14 protein-coding genes are annotated in these 12,508 nt (G+C 66.5%); 4 read left to right on the top strand and 10 right to left on the bottom strand.

Annotated elements, in window-relative coordinates; genetic code table 11:
- Nucleotides 1-107 precede the first annotated feature (107 nt).
- On the bottom strand, nt 108-869 hold the full coding sequence (locus tag NN4_RS18320) for an alpha/beta fold hydrolase (RefSeq protein ID WP_147132573.1): 762 nt from the start codon (nt 867-869) through the stop codon (nt 108-110).
- 50 nt (nt 870-919) lie between these two features.
- Between NN4_RS18320 and NN4_RS18315 the strand changes: the two genes are divergently transcribed.
- The gene (locus tag NN4_RS18315; protein WP_147132570.1) at nt 920-1,288 is read left to right on the top strand and encodes a MerR family transcriptional regulator; all 369 of its coding nucleotides are present in this window, start codon (nt 920-922) and stop codon (nt 1,286-1,288) included.
- A gap of 149 nt (nt 1,289-1,437) precedes the next feature.
- Here the strand turns inward: NN4_RS18315 and ftsX are convergent, their stop codons facing one another.
- From ftsX to NN4_RS18285, 6 genes are all read right to left on the bottom strand, one after another.
- Nucleotides 1,438-2,343, bottom strand: coding sequence for a permease-like cell division protein FtsX (gene ftsX / locus NN4_RS18310; RefSeq protein WP_147132566.1), 906 nt, complete (start codon nt 2,341-2,343; stop codon nt 1,438-1,440).
- On the bottom strand, nt 2,343-3,032 hold the full coding sequence (gene ftsE / locus NN4_RS18305) for a cell division ATP-binding protein FtsE (protein ID WP_107658862.1): 690 nt from the start codon (nt 3,030-3,032) through the stop codon (nt 2,343-2,345). Before ftsE ends, ftsX begins: the two co-directional genes overlap by 1 nt.
- Before the next feature lie 73 nt (nt 3,033-3,105).
- Complete coding sequence (locus NN4_RS18300; RefSeq protein ID WP_135232901.1) at nt 3,106-3,324, bottom strand: Rv3103c transmembrane domain-containing protein; 219 nt, start codon at nt 3,322-3,324, stop codon at nt 3,106-3,108.
- Nucleotides 3,311-4,156 (bottom strand): mechanosensitive ion channel family protein, encoded by an 846-nt coding sequence (locus NN4_RS18295; RefSeq protein ID WP_107660856.1) that lies wholly within the window; start codon nt 4,154-4,156, stop codon nt 3,311-3,313. Before NN4_RS18295 ends, NN4_RS18300 begins: the two co-directional genes overlap by 14 nt.
- 115 nt (nt 4,157-4,271) lie before the next feature.
- Nucleotides 4,272-5,387, bottom strand: a complete 1,116-nt coding sequence (gene prfB, locus NN4_RS18290; protein ID WP_135232900.1) for a peptide chain release factor 2 — start codon at nt 5,385-5,387, stop codon at nt 4,272-4,274.
- A 232-nt stretch (nt 5,388-5,619) separates the two neighbouring features.
- Nucleotides 5,620-6,468 carry a helix-turn-helix transcriptional regulator gene (locus NN4_RS18285; protein ID WP_147132564.1) on the bottom strand — a complete coding sequence of 283 codons (849 nt, stop codon included), beginning with the start codon at nt 6,466-6,468 and terminating at the stop codon, nt 5,620-5,622.
- Between the two features lie 139 nt (nt 6,469-6,607).
- Here NN4_RS18285 and NN4_RS18280 point away from each other — a divergent pair, with 139 nt between their 5' ends.
- Nucleotides 6,608-7,198, top strand: coding sequence for an NADPH-dependent FMN reductase (locus NN4_RS18280; RefSeq protein WP_147132561.1), 591 nt, complete (start codon nt 6,608-6,610; stop codon nt 7,196-7,198).
- Between the two features lie 46 nt (nt 7,199-7,244).
- Nucleotides 7,245-8,030: a histidinol-phosphatase gene (gene hisN, locus NN4_RS18275; protein WP_147132558.1), complete on the top strand. Its 786-nt coding sequence runs from the start codon at nt 7,245-7,247 to the stop codon at nt 8,028-8,030.
- A gap of 169 nt (nt 8,031-8,199) precedes the next feature.
- Here hisN and NN4_RS18270 read toward each other — a convergent pair whose 3' ends face one another.
- From NN4_RS18270 to NN4_RS18260, 3 genes are read right to left on the bottom strand one after another with little or no spacing between them, the layout of a single operon-like run.
- Nucleotides 8,200-8,823 carry a histidine phosphatase family protein gene (locus NN4_RS18270; RefSeq protein WP_147132555.1) on the bottom strand — a complete coding sequence of 208 codons (624 nt, stop codon included), beginning with the start codon at nt 8,821-8,823 and terminating at the stop codon, nt 8,200-8,202.
- Complete coding sequence (locus NN4_RS18265) at nt 8,823-9,335, bottom strand: GNAT family N-acetyltransferase (RefSeq protein WP_246180938.1); 513 nt, start codon at nt 9,333-9,335, stop codon at nt 8,823-8,825. Before NN4_RS18265 ends, NN4_RS18270 begins: the two co-directional genes overlap by 1 nt.
- Nucleotides 9,336-9,371: 36 nt before the next feature.
- Nucleotides 9,372-10,340, bottom strand: coding sequence for an SMP-30/gluconolactonase/LRE family protein (locus NN4_RS18260; RefSeq protein ID WP_147132552.1), 969 nt, complete (start codon nt 10,338-10,340; stop codon nt 9,372-9,374).
- Between the two features lie 246 nt (nt 10,341-10,586).
- Here NN4_RS18260 and recQ point away from each other — a divergent pair, with 246 nt between their 5' ends.
- Entirely contained in the window at nt 10,587-12,416 is a 1,830-nt protein-coding gene (gene recQ, locus NN4_RS18255) for a DNA helicase RecQ (RefSeq protein WP_186818496.1), read from the top strand.
- The last annotated feature ends 92 nt before the right edge of the window (nt 12,417-12,508 follow it).

Here is a 12,508-nt window from a genome sequence, read left to right as displayed (position 1 = left end):
TATCGGGCTGAACAGTACGACGGCGGCACTCGATCCAGCGCGCCGAGCGGGACCTGACGGCGGCCACACTCGGTGGACACCGCAGCCATGTCCCGTCCGGCGATGAATCAGAGCTGGTGGCGGACGAGGAAGTCCTCGACGATCTTGCGCCACTGCTCGGGCTGCTCAGCCATGAAAACGTGTCCTGCCGCGATCTCGGCGTATTCCGCGCCAGGGATGGTGCCGGCGAGGAATCGCGAGTTCGACGGATCGATCAGCAGGTCCTCGGTGGCATTGACTACCAGCGTCGGCACGGCAATCCGCCCCAAATCACCGGTCGTGTCGACGCTTTCGACCAGACTCGCCTGCTGGCTGGTGCCGCCCGGAATGGTTGTCACGCCCGCGCGAGCGAACTCGTCGACCTGGTCAGCGGGCAGCCCGTTGAGGAACGCGGCGCTGAACGCCTGCGAGAGAGTCAGGCGGGAGAAGGTCGCATGGTCGCCACGATCGAGGAGGTTCTGCCAGATCTGCACGGCGAGGCGAGCACGGTTGTCGGCCTTGGCGAACCCCGCAGCGAGGATCAGGCCGCGCACCCGCTCCGGATGACGCACCGCGGCGCGCACGGCGACCGTGCTGCCGAGTGAATAACCGAGCACGGTGAACTGCTCGACCCCGCCGTCGACCGCGGCCGCGACCAGTGCGTCGGCGAGACCGTCGAGGGTGAGCTGGATATCGCTGTCCGGATAGTCGGCGGCGACCACGGTGTGCGTCGCGGCCAGTGCGGGAATCAGTGCGCCGAAGTTGGTGTCGATGGTGCCGCCCGCGCCGTGCGCGAGGACCACGCCGGGTCCGGAACCGGTGACGGTGGTCTGCAGGGGAATTGCTGTCATGGGAGCCAAGTTAGGAATTGACATCAGTGTGAAGGCAAACGGAGGAAGCGATGTTGATCGGAGAGTTGGCGCGCCGTACCGCCGTGAGCACCCGCTTGCTCAGGTACTACGAGGAGCAGGGCTTGCTCTATCCGCAGCGGGACTCGCTCGGCTACCGGTCCTATGCCGACGATGCGCCCGAACGGGTGGGTCGCATCAGAGCGATGCTGGCCGCGGGCCTGTCCACCGAGGACATCCGTGGCCTGCTGCCGTGCGAGATGGACCACGGCGCCTGGATCCAGTCCTGCGACAAGTCGGTGCAGATCGTCGAGAGCCGATACAGCGACCTGGACAACAAGATCGCCGAACTCGAACGGCAGCGCGCGCTGCTCACCGTGCAGCGAGCCTCGATCAGGGATGCGATGCCCGCCGGTCAGTGACCTGCCCACCGGTCTTACCGGCCACTTTTGGTGCCGGACTGCCGGAAAACCGCTGTGCGGCACGAAAAGTGTCCGCGGAGGCCGACCCCTCGAACAACACGAGCCGACCCAGCACCCTGGACCGGCTCGCGCTGAGACTCGTACCTCCGCTACTCGCGCACGTAATACCGCAATGTCCCGTACGCGGTCAGTGCCGCGAAGACGATGCCGACCGGCGCGATCACCAACGCGACCATCGCGATATCGTCGCCGGTGATCCGCGGAAAGACCTTGCTGGAGAACAGATCCCCGAGGGCGCGATCGATCACCAGCGGCCGCGCGACGAGTAGCCCGATCACCGCGACCAGCGAACCGGCCAGCGCGGCAACCACCGCTTCGAGCAGGAATGGCAGCTGGGTATACCAGCGGGTCGCACCCACCAAGCGCATGATGCCGACCTCGGTGCGCCGGGTGAACGCGGCGAGCTGCACCATGTTCGCGATCAGCAGCAACGCGGCCAAGGCTTGCAGCACAGCAAGACCGAACGCGGCGTTGCGTAGCCCGTCGAACAGGCTGACCAGCCGGTCCACGATGTCCTTGTCGTTGCGCACCATGCCGACGCCTGGTCGCTGATAGAACTTCTCGTAGATCGACGGATACAGCTCAGCATTACGCATCTTCACCCGCAGCGACGCGGGCAGCGGCGTCTCGCTGACGTATTTGGCCAGCTCGGGCTGGTCCTTGAACGTCTTCTCCTTGGCCTCGCGGACAGCGTCGTCGCGGCTGAGGTACTGAACCGATTCGACATCCTTGGTCGACTTCAGATCCGCCATCAGCGTCTTACACGGGTCGCGGGAGCAGTCCGGGTCGTTCGCCGAGATGTCCTCGGTGAGATACAGCCGCACCTCCAGCCGATCCAGGAAGTACTGCTCGGTCTTGTCCGCGATGCGCACCGCGAGCAGGCCGCCGCCCAGCATGGTGAGCGAGACCGCGACGGTCAGGATCATCGCGATGGTCATCGTGACATTGCGCCGAAGGCCGGCGAAGACCTCGCTGAACAGGAAACTCGCGCGCATCAGCGATCCACCCCGTACACACCGGTCGCCTCGTCGCGCACCAGGCGGCCGCGGTCGAGTTCGATCACCCGCCTGCGCATGGCGTCGACGATGTGGTTGTCATGGGTGGCCATCAGCACCGTGGTACCGATCCGGTTGATCCGCTCCAGCAGCATCATGATGTCGCCGCTGGTGTCCGGGTCGAGATTGCCGGTCGGTTCGTCGGCCAGCAGGACCAGCGGCCGGTTCACGAAGGCGCGGGCGATCGCCACCCGCTGCTGTTCGCCACCGGAAAGCTCGGAAGGTAGTCGATCGGCTTTGCCGCCGAGACCCACCATGTCGAGCACCTCGGGGACGGTGCGCTCGATGAACTGGCGTCGCTTGCCGATCACCTCCAGCGCGAACGCGACGTTGTCGTGCACCGACTTCTGCTGCAACAGCCGGAAGTCCTGGAACACGCATCCCATCCGCTGGCGCAACTTGGGCACCTTGCGGCCCGGCAGCCGGTCGACCCGGAAGTCGGCGACCTGGATCTGCCCCGCGGTGGGGCTCTCCTCTTTGAGCAGTAGTCGCATGAAGGTGGACTTGCCCGAGCCGGACGGTCCGATGATGAAGACGAACTCGCCCTTGCCCACATCGACGGTGATGTTGTCCAGCGCGGGTCGCGTCGAGGTCTTGTACGACTTGGTGACGTTCCGCATGGTGATCACGGGGAGCCAGTGTAACCAGCAACCCCGTGCGCACCGCGTTGCCGAGCGCCGAGGCCCGGCGAGTCCGCCGAGCTCAGCGTGGGGCGACGGCCGGATTCACCGCTGCCGGAACGGTGTTCAGGCTCGACTGCGGCGTATACGGTTGATCCGGTTTGACCACCAGGTACAGCACGAAGGTGGCGACCCAGGTGGCTATCAGGATCGCGGTGGATCGCCGTGGCCTCGATTCCTTCAGGAGTGTGGTGGGTCGCACCGATTCCTTCAAGAGCGTGATGGTTCTACGTGGTCTCACTGATTCCCTCCCGGCGCAACGCAGCGGCTACTCGTACCCGCAGTTCGCGTCCGACTTCGAACTGTTTGCCCGGCAAGGTGCGGGCAACCATTCGGATGTTCATTTGATCAACGGTCAAATCCTCGACGCCCATCACCGTGGGCTCGTCGAGTAGCAGTGGCTTGAGACGAGCGTCTTCGTACGCCCTTGTACCGACCTCGTGCAGGATCTCGTTGACCCTGGTGATGTCCGCGCTCGCGGACACCGGAACGTCGATCGCGGCGCGTGCCCAATCCTTCGACAGATTCGTCACTTTCACGATCTGGCCGTTGGGCACGGTGATCACTTCACCGTCGGAGTTGCGCAGTGTGGTGATCCGCAACGTGACGTCTTCGACGGTACCCTCTGCCATCTCCGCGGCTCCAGTCACCGCGATGCGAACTACGTCACCGAAGCCGTATTGACGTTCGGTGATCAGGAAGAACCCGGCCAGGATGTCCTGCACGATGCGCTGCGCGCCGAAACCGAGCGCCGCACCGAGCACCGCAGCGGGGGCGACCAGCCCGGTGATCGCGAAGCCGAGCCTGCGCAGCACCTCCATGCCGACCAGCACATAGACAATGGTCAGCACCACCCAGGTGACCACCTGCGCCAGCGCGTGCCGGTGCTTGGCCGCCTCGGACCGCACCAGCGCGTCGCCGCCCTGGAAGCCCTCATCGATCTTACGAGTGATCCGATCTCTGATGAAGGTGGCGAACCGGCTGAACAGGATGGCACCGAGGATCAACAGCACGATCTCGAGCCCGTTGGAACGTAGCCAGTTCGTCGTCTCCGAGGTCGTCGCGAGTGACATGGTCAACACCTCGACTGAACTCCCAACTGGACGCACGCCAGACAGGTTACCGCCGTACGTCCTACCATTCCGCGCAAGCGGCACTGCTCGTCGGCTGTTGCACTAACCGCAACAATTAACTCGGCTGCTCACGCATACGCCAGCGGATGCCCGATTCGATGAAGCCGTCGATATCGCCGTCGAGCACCGCCGACGGGTTGTTGACCTCATAGTTGGTCCGCAGGTCCTTGACCATCTGGTACGGGTGCAGCACGTAGGAGCGCATCTGGTTGCCCCAGGACGCACCCTCGTTGGTCTTCAGCGCGTCCATCTCGGCGCGCTCCTCCTGGCGCTTGCGTTCCAGCAGCTTGGCCTGCAGCACGCGCATGGCGGAGATCTTGTTCTGCAGCTGCGACTTCTCGTTCTGGCAGGTGACGACGATGCCGGTCGGAATGTGCGTCAGGCGCACCGCCGAGTCGGTGGTGTTGACGCTCTGACCGCCGGGGCCCGAGGACCGGTACACGTCGACCCGGATCTCGCCCTCGGGGATCTCGATGTGGTCGGTGGTCTCCACCACCGGCAGCACCTCGACCTCGGCGAAGGAGGTCTGGCGGCGGCCCTGGTTGTCGAACGGGCTGATCCGCACCAGGCGGTGCGTGCCCATCTCGACCGAGAGGGTGCCGTAGGCGTAGGGCGTCTTCACCGCGAAGGTGGCGCTCTTGATGCCCGCCTCTTCGGCGTAGGAGGTGTCGTAGACCTCGACGGAGTACTTGTGCCGGTCGGCCCAGCGGATGTACATGCGCATCAGCATCTCGGCCCAGTCGGCGGCGTCCACGCCACCGGCGCCGGAGCGAATGTTGACCAGCGCGTCACGCTTGTCGTACTCGCCCGAGAGCAGGGTGCGGACCTCCATCGCCTCCACGTCACCGTGCAGTGCGGCGCGTTCGGCGTCGGCGTCGGCGAGCGCGGTCTCGCGCGACTCGCCCTCTTCGCCCTCGGCCAGTTCGTACAGCACCGGTAGGTCGTCGAGGCGCTGCCGCAATTCCTCCACCCGGCGCAGCTCACCCTGGGCATGCGAGAGCTCGCTCGTCACCTGCTGCGCGTGATCCTGGTCGTTCCACAAATCGGGATCTGCGGCTTGGTGCTCGAGCTCGTCGATACGTCGGCGCAGCTCCTCGATGTCGAGGACCGATTCGACCGTCTTGAGGGTGGCGTCGAGTTCGGCGAGATCAGCGGAAACGTCAGGATGCACGGTGGTCAAGCCTACTGGTTCGGCGTAGCCGCTATAGCAGTGGTGCGGCTCGAATGGGTTGCGTTCGTGGATTGATGAATTGGGGAAGACCCGAATGCGCGGCGGTGCCGTGGCTCGGTGCGTCGCGTGTGTGCTGCTGTGGCGTGGTGAAGGGGTGCTTATCGGCAAGATCGCACGGCGTGCTGGGGCGACCTGTCGGCTTGGCCGCGCGATGTACTGACCGACTTATCGGCTAGACCGCGCGGAGCGCACCGGGGCGGATGCCCGTCAGCTTGTCCAGAGCGGTGGCGGTGGCTTCGTCGGCGGGGAGATGGACGATCAGGCGTTGATCGTCGTCCGCGGAGAGGTCCAGGATTTCGAAGGCCAAGCGCAGTTGGCCTGCCTCGGGGTGGACGAGGCGGGTGATGCCGGTGGCGGCGGGCAGGCTGGGCACCGTCTCGACACGGTCGGTGAATTCCGGGCCGACGGTGACGGTGAGTTCGTCGGCGAGCGCCGCGATGTGCGGATCCTTGCGGAACGGACCATGTTTGAGGGTGGCGACCTCGTGGTCGGCCACGTGACTCCAGTCCGGGTAGGCCGTGCGGGCGCGGGGATCGGTGAACGCGAAGCGGGCCAGGTTTGCGGGACCGCTCTCGAACAGGCCGATCGGCGCCATCACGCGGTGGTAGCCCGCCGTGTAGGCGAGCACCTCGGTGAGTCTGTTCACGACCACCGCGGGCGCGGGTTCGAGGCGGTCGAGAATGGCGCGGACCGCGGGACGAACCTCGCGCAGCGGTTGGGCGCCGCCCATGCAGCTGAAGCCGAGGTCGGCGGATTTGGTGAGGCGGTGCAGGTGGACTCGCTCGCTCGGGGCGAGGCGCAGCGCGTCGGCGAGCGCGGAAAGTACCTGAGGTGAGGGCCGGCGATCTCGGCCCTGTTCGAGCCGGGTTATGTACTCGACGCTGACTCCGGCCAGCGTGGCCAGTTCGGCGCGGCGCAGGCCCGGCGTGCGGCGGCGCGCGCCGGTGGGCAGGCCGACCTGGGCCGGGGACAGGGCCTCGCGCCGGGTGCGCAGGAACAGGCCCAGCTCGTTGTCACTCACCTCTCGAACCTAACAAGCGGCGGCGGCCGGAGGGTGTCCCTGCCACTACCACCCTTACGGCGGCCTTCCTGGTCGGCGCGGCGACCAGCAGATTGGAGGAGCGGCCGAAACCGGTCGCCGATTTGTTAGGAGGAACTCGATGTCGGCATTGAAACTCGCGGTGATCATCGGCAGCGTTCGGGAAGGACGCTTCGGACCGGTGGTGGCCGAATGGTTCACCGAGCACGCCAGGAGCCACGGTGCGTTCGAGGTGGACGTCATCGATCTGGCGCAGGCGGACCTGCCGCTGGCGTTGCCCGCCGCCCCACCAGCGCTGGAACCGAATCCCGAGCGGCCCGCCGGCATGGTCGATCTCACCGAGCGGCTCGCCGCGGCCGACGCGTTCGTGATCGTCACGCCCGATTACAACCGCAGCATCCCGGCCGCGCTGAAGGCTGTTATCGATTGGCATTTCACCCAGTGGGACGCCAAGGCAATCGGTTTCGTCGGTTACAGCGGCGCGAGCGGCGGGCTGCTCGCCATCGAGCATCTGCGGCAGATCTTCGGCGAGCTCAACGCGCATACCGTGCGCAACTACGTCGCGTTCCCGCGCTACTACCTGCTCTTCGATGAGGACGGCCGTTTGCGTGAACCGGAGGAGCCTGCTGAGGCGGCGCTGGCGATGCTCGATCAGTTGCAGTGGTGGGCCGACGCTTTGGTCGCGGCTCGCACGGTTTCCGCAGTGGCGTGAGCCAGCACCACGGACTCCGATTTCCGGCATCCATTAAGGTGCGGGCGTGGCTGTGGACTCTTCTGACCTGGAACTTGCGCTGCGGTTGGCCGATGCGGCCGACGGCATCACCCGGGCACGGTTCGGGGCGCTGGATCTGAAGGTGGATGCGAAGCCGGATCTGACGCCGGTCTCGGATGCCGACCTTGCGGTGGAGCAGGCGATCCGGCAGGTGCTCCGCGAGCAGCGGCCGGACGATTCGGTGCTGGGGGAGGAGTTCGGCGGGGATGCCGAGTTCAGCGGACGGCAGTGGGTGATCGATCCGATCGACGGCACGAAGAACTTCGTTCGCGGGGTGCCGATTTGGGCCACGCTCATCGCCTTGCTGGAAGACGGTGTGCCGAAGGTCGGTGTGGTGAGCGCGCCCGCGCTGTCGCGGCGCTGGTGGGCGGCGGCCGGGTCGGGTGCCTGGGCGAGCTTCGATGCCGAAGTACCGAAACCGATTTCGGTGTCCGCCGTCGGCGAACTCGGGTCGGCCAGCCTGGGTTTCTCCAGCCTGTCCGGTTGGCGGGAGCGTGGGTTGCGGGAGAACTTCCTGGCGCTCACCGACGATGTGTGGCGGGTGCGGGGTTACGGCGACTTCTTCACCTACTGCCTGCTGGCGGAGGGTGCGCTCGATATCGCGACCGAGCCCGAGGTTTCGCTGTGGGATCTGGCTGCGCTCGACATTCTGGTCCGTGAGGCGGGTGGGCGGTTCACCTCGCTGGCCGGGGAGCCCGGTCCGCATGGTGGTGACGCTGTCGCGACGAATGGGTTGCTGCACGACGAGACGTTGCGTCGGCTGCGGGCCTGAGTCGTACACCGGGGTCGGTCGATGTAGCTCGCGTACATCGCCGCGACCATGGCTGCGTGCCGGTGCACGCGGCGGGCGATTTCGCGCAGCCCGTCGGCACCGTCGGGTGGCCGGCACCCCGGTGCCGGGCCAGGTCGAGCTGCACCTGACCGCTCCGCAGCTCCGTTTCTCAGAGGTGTAGTTCCGGTGGGTACCCGGTCCAGCGCAGGTCCGGTGGTAGGTGGCCGGTGTCGTTGAAGAACAGCACCGAATCGGGTCTGCCTGGGGCGTAACGGATCACTGTGAGCGCGGCGTTGGCTGGGCTGATCCCTATCCAACGCCATTTCGGTGCGTCCAACGCGGCCCGCACCAGCCATCCGATGAGGAACGCGTGCGTCACCAGCAGTTCGTGCCGGGGAGTATCGCCCGCGACCGGTCCGGTGAACTGCTCCACGGCTGCCTGCGCCAGTTGCGGTCCGCGCGACCGCTGCTCGGCGGGGAATTGGGTGAGGAAGCCGAGGATGGCGTCCGCGGATGCTGCGGGCAGTTCGTCTTTCCGTGGCAGATAAGGCAGGTAGTCACCGGCCGACTCGGCGGCGTGCAGCGGCACGCCGTCCAGGCGCTCGCCGATCAGTTGCGCCGTCTGCGTCACCTGGGGCAGCGGACCGTGGTGGACCTGGGCGAGCGAACTACCGCGCAGCCGCTCACCGAGCAGCCAGGCCTGGCTGCGACCGCGTTCGCTCAGTGCACTCTCGTCCGGTGTCGCCTCGCCGTGCCGGGCGAGATAGAGGTACCTGGGGGCCGTTCCGGTCATCAGGCCAGCATCTTCTCCATCAGGACGACGTGCGTCGTGCCGTGGAACTGGGGCGGCAACCGCGTCTCCCTGAGCTCGGTGAAACCCTGTGCGGTGTAGTACTTCCGGAGCACCGCGTTATCGGCGGCGGTGTCCAGGCGTTGCAGGGTGACGCCGTTGGCGAGGGTGTAGTCGGCGCAGAACTGGATTATTCGGGTACCGAGGTCGCGTCCGCGCTGTTCCGGCGCGACCATCAGCCCGTGGATATAGCCTGCCTCGGTGTCGTCGTCGGCGCCCCAGAACTCCGGATCCCGCCAGACCACCCGGACCGCGGCGACCAGCGCGCCGGCCTCGCGCCAGACGAACCATTCGCCGCGCGCGGCTTCCTCGGCGACGAGCGTGCTCGGATACTCGCCCGGCACCCACTGGCCGATGCCGTTGTCGACCATCCACTGGGCGAGCCGATTACGCAGGTGAGCGATGTCTTCGGCATCGTCCGGGGTGGCGACGATCATGGGAGCCGGTTCCGGCATGCTGGTTCCTTTCCGCGCGGGTCCAACCCTTTTGTTCTACCGGCTCGGCGTGGCAGGGGTGAGGTCGATGCCCGCCGGTGGTCGTAGTCGGCGCAGCGTTCCGTCCATGCCGGTGACGTACAGCGCCCAGCCGTCGCCGTCACGGGCGATGCGTACCGAGGTGGTGCCGTCGGGCGGATTACGCATCGGTCCGGGCTTGATCAAGCCGGTGATGATCGCGCAGGCGGCACCCGTCGTGGTGTTCACCTGATTGATGGAGCCGAAGGCGTGGTCGGCGACGTACAGGGTATCGGTGCGGGTGGCCTCCATATCGTCGGGCATGGAAACGAGATTCGGCACCGCGGAGATGACCACCGGACTCTCGGGAGCATCCAGGGGGATGCGGAAGATCCGCATGGTCAGGTTGTCGGTGTAGATGGACTTGCCGTCCGGTGCGAGCGCAAGGCCGTTCGTCAGCGGCAGGCTGGACCACGTTTTGGTGTAGGCGCCGGTGGACGGCCGGTAGCGCCCGATCCCGGTGGGCGGCCCGTTGACGCCGATCGTGCTGAACAGGAGGTCGCCGTCCGGCAGCAGCAGTAGTCCGTTCGGGCCGTTCAGCTCCGTCAGCAGGACCGTCGTCGCGCCGGTGGCGATCTCGTATCGCTGCAGAGTGCCGGGCTTTTCCGTGAGCCCGTCGCCGGTGAGGAAGTACACGTAGGGCCCGGCGACCCGGACCCCGGCCGGATGGTCGAGCCCGGTCAGTAGCTTCTCGAACCGGCCCGCGCTGTCGACGTTGGCGAAGTACCCGTCGAGGAGGCCGGTGACGTAGAAGCCGCCGTCGCCGTCGGAGTCGAGGTTCTCCAGATTGCCGACCCCCTCGACCAGCGTGGTCGCTTCCCAGCCGTCGGCGCACATCGACGGGACGGGGTCGGCGCCGGCGGTCGGTGCTGTCGCGACCAGCCCTGCGGCGACCGCGACCGCGAGCATCGCCGCGCGAATTCGATTACTCCCCAGCCCTGTTGCCATGTGCGTCAACCTAACAAAACCGCAATACTCCGGCAGCGCGGCAGAATTCGGTTGTTGTGCGGAAATCCCAGGTCAGTGCGTCGGCAACGCGGATCGTCCGTCGATCTATCCACATGTGGAGTACTCGAGAACCGAGCTGGGGATTCTGACGGCGTACCGGTAGCGCCCCGTACGCGCACTCGTAGGATGGGCCGGGTGACTCTCCCCGATGCATTCGCGGCCGCGGCGACCGACACCGATCCCGGTATGGACGCCGGATCCGGTGCGGCGCAAGAGGTTCTACGCCGGGTCTTCGGCTACGACAGTTTCCGCGGCGACCAGCGCGAAATCGTGGAGCACGTGGTCGCGGGCGGTGACGCGCTGGTACTCATGCCGACCGGCGGCGGCAAGTCGCTCTGCTATCAGGTGCCCGCACTGGTCCGGCCCGGCGTGGGCGTGGTGATCTCACCGCTGATCGCGCTGATGCAGAACCAGGTGGACGCGCTCAGCGCGCTCGGTGTGCGCGCCGGATTCTTGAATTCGACCCAGTTCCCGGACGAGCGCCGCGCCGTGGAGGCGCAGTTCGTGGCAGGGGAGTTGGACCTGCTGTACCTGGCGCCCGAGCGGTTGCGGCTGGAATCGACGGCGCAGCTGTTCGATCGCGGCAAGGTGGGGCTGTTCGCGATCGATGAGGCGCACTGTGTCTCGCAGTGGGGTCACGATTTCCGCCCCGACTATCTGGCGCTGTCCATGCTGCACGAGCGCTGGCCCGACGTGCCGCGCATCGCGTTGACCGCGACCGCCACCGCGAAGACCAGCGACGAGATCGTGCAACGCCTCGACCTGGGCAACGCCCGCCGCTTCGTCGCGAGCTTCGATCGACCCAATATCCAGTATCGGATCGAGCCGAAGAACAAGCCCGATCGGCAGCTGCTCGACTTCATCCGCACCGAACACGCAGGCGACGCGGGCATCGTCTACTGCCTGTCCCGCAATTCGGTGGAGAAGACCGCGGCGTTCCTCACCGAGAACGGTGTCAGCGCGGTGCCGTACCACGCGGGTTTGGACAACCGCACCCGCGCGGAGAACCAAACGCGGTTCCTCCGCGAGGACGGTCTGATCGTGGTGGCGACCATCGCCTTCGGCATGGGCATCGACAAGCCGGACGTGCGTTTCGTCGCTCATCTCGATCTGCCGAAGTCCGTGGAGGGCTACTACCAGGAGACCGGCCGGGCGGGCCGCGACGGTCAGCCCTCCACCGCGTGGATGGTGTACGGCCTGAACGACGTTGTGCAGCAACGCAAGATGATCGACTCCTCGGAGGGCGACGCCGCCCACCGCCGCCAGTTGCAGCTGCACCTGGACGCCATGCTCGCGCTGTGCGAGACGGTGTCCTGCCGCCGAGTGCAGCTGCTCAACTACTTCGGTCAGCACGAGCAGCAGCCGTGCGGCAATTGCGATACCTGCCTCAACCCGGCCGAATCATGGGACGGCACCGTCCCCGCGCAGAAGCTGCTGTCGACGGTGCTGCGGTTGAAACGCGAACGCGGCCAGAGCTTCGGTGCCGGCCACATCGTCGACATCCTGCTCGGCAAGAAGAATCCCAAGGTGCTGCAGCACGACCACCATGAGCTGAAGGTCTTCGGGATCGGCACCGATCTGCGTGACATCGAATGGCGCGGTGTGGTGCGGCAATTGCTGGCAGGCGGATTGCTCGCCGTGCACGGTGACTACGGCGTGCTGACGCTCACCGACGCGAGCAACGAGGTGCTCTTCGAGGGTCGTCAGGTGCTGTTGCGCCGCGAGCGCGAACGGCCGACGAAACCGGCGCGGGCCGCCAAGGCAGGCAAGGCCGCGGCCGCCGCCGAGATGGCACCCGCGGATGTTCCGGTGTTCGAGAAGCTGCGCGAATGGCGGGCCGCGACCTCCAAGGAACAGGGCGTTCCCGCCTACGTCGTCTTCCACGACGCGACCCTGCGCGAGATCGCTGCCCGCAAGCCGACGAGCCTGGCCGAGCTCGGCACGGTCACCGGCGTCGGCGAGAACAAACTCGCCAAGTATGGCGAAGGAGTGCTGGAGGTACTGGGCGCAGAGTGACATTCTGCACCCTCGGCTCGATCCGGCAGACGGCTCGACTCGTCTGCCGGACGGCATGAAAGTAACTGCGCAGCAGCGAAATTCGACCACCC

This window comes from Nocardia ninae NBRC 108245, assembly GCF_007990755.1.
Classification (GTDB): Bacteria; Actinomycetota; Actinomycetes; order Mycobacteriales; family Mycobacteriaceae; genus Nocardia; species Nocardia ninae.
This window is presented reverse-complemented; position numbering and strand designations above follow the sequence as displayed.

Bases quoted from the DNA above. Each gene is read 5' to 3' on its own strand.
- NN4_RS18320 (WP_147132573.1), bottom strand. From the start codon at position 869: ATGACAGCAATTCCCCTGCAGACCACCGTCACCGGTTCCGGACCCGGC.
- ftsX (WP_147132566.1), bottom strand. From the start codon at position 2,343: ATGCGCGCGAGTTTCCTGTTCAGCGAGGTCTTCGCCGGCCTTCGGCGC.
- NN4_RS18280 (WP_147132561.1), top strand. From the start codon at position 6,608: ATGTCGGCATTGAAACTCGCGGTGATCATCGGCAGCGTTCGGGAAGGA.
- NN4_RS18265 (WP_246180938.1), bottom strand. From the start codon at position 9,335: ATGCCGGAACCGGCTCCCATGATCGTCGCCACCCCGGACGATGCCGAA.
- NN4_RS18315 (WP_147132570.1), top strand. From the start codon at position 920: ATGTTGATCGGAGAGTTGGCGCGCCGTACCGCCGTGAGCACCCGCTTG.
- NN4_RS18270 (WP_147132555.1), bottom strand. From the start codon at position 8,823: ATGACCGGAACGGCCCCCAGGTACCTCTATCTCGCCCGGCACGGCGAG.
- NN4_RS18295 (WP_107660856.1), bottom strand. From the start codon at position 4,156: ATGTCACTCGCGACGACCTCGGAGACGACGAACTGGCTACGTTCCAAC.
- recQ (WP_186818496.1), top strand. From the start codon at position 10,587: ATGGACGCCGGATCCGGTGCGGCGCAAGAGGTTCTACGCCGGGTCTTC.
- NN4_RS18260 (WP_147132552.1), bottom strand. From the start codon at position 10,340: ATGGCAACAGGGCTGGGGAGTAATCGAATTCGCGCGGCGATGCTCGCG.